Source organism: Paracoccus sp. NSM, assembly GCF_052379855.1.
Lineage (GTDB): Bacteria > Pseudomonadota > Alphaproteobacteria > Rhodobacterales > Rhodobacteraceae > Paracoccus.
This window is the reverse complement of sequence record NZ_JBQTCG010000035.1, coordinates 1-824: the sequence shown is the minus strand read 5'-3', so window position 1 is coordinate 824 and position 824 is coordinate 1. Positions and strand designations below refer to the sequence as shown.

The 824-nt window shown below is 55.0% G+C and carries 1 protein-coding gene and 1 pseudogene; both read left to right on the top strand.

Translation table 11 applies throughout. The annotated features are described in order from the left end of the window. A pseudogene (locus ACTZWU_RS16710) lies at window positions 1–157 on the top strand (DUF932 domain-containing protein); the annotation flags it as partial. 109 nt (window positions 158–266) lie between these two features. Next, the gene (locus tag ACTZWU_RS16705) at window positions 267–719 is read left to right on the top strand and encodes a hypothetical protein (RefSeq protein ID WP_444738489.1); all 453 of its coding nucleotides are present in this window, start codon (window positions 267–269) and stop codon (window positions 717–719) included. Window positions 720–824: the final 105 nt, after the last annotated feature.

Below are 824 nucleotides of genomic sequence, written 5' to 3'. Positions count from 1 at the left end.
AGAGGGCCCCGACGTCGCGCTTACAGAGGGCCGCCCGCCCGAGACCGTTTTCGACTTCGTCCAGGGCATCACCGCCGCGGCGCGCGCGAAGCCCCATCTGGACGCGCGGCTGGAGATGGAAGGCCGGGCGAAGAAGCTGCTGGAACGGCTGGGGTAAAGGCCGTAGCCGGGGGCGCTACTGCTCCCGGCTTCACAATTAAAGAACGAGACCTCTTTTACCTGAGGCCATCTACAATCTCTAGCATAAGCCGTCTCATGATTTGTTGATGCTGATCGATCATGACTGGTATGCTATGCTACGGTGCATCGAGGCAGTGAGGTTGAACATGAGCCCCCGCAAAGAGACGATCTTCGAGCCTTTCGGGTGGCGCGCGCTTGCTTGGGCTGGGATCGTTGAAGCCGCCGTCAGATCTGGGGCGCACATTATCGACCTTCCCGATGGATACAGCTTTCCATACAGCGTACTAGCAGGCCAGACTATAGAGGCTACTCGAATCGCGTTCCAGCGATCATTGATTTTTTTGTCGGAATTGAGTGTCGACGATTTGCCAGAGGATGTACCGCCGTCTGTAAGACCGTATCTGACAACTCCGATCATCAAAGAAGCGTGCGAGATTATTTCTGCAGAAGAAAGTAAATGGGTTTCAAAAGTAAACCAGGTCCTGAAGGCAAACCCACTTGGTATGCGAGCCGGGGTGAAGCCAATACACCTTCTCTGATTAATTTGAACGATAGTGCTCTGTAATCGTGGCGCTCGGGGGAGTGCTGCGTCCCAGAATGTCCGCATGAGCTGTACCTTCAACCATAAACTCTGCGCGCCAAAG

Excerpts from the sequence above, each read along its gene's own strand:
- ACTZWU_RS16705 (WP_444738489.1), top strand. The coding sequence starts at position 267 with ATGCTGATCGATCATGACTGGTATGCTATGCTACGGTGCATCGAGGCA.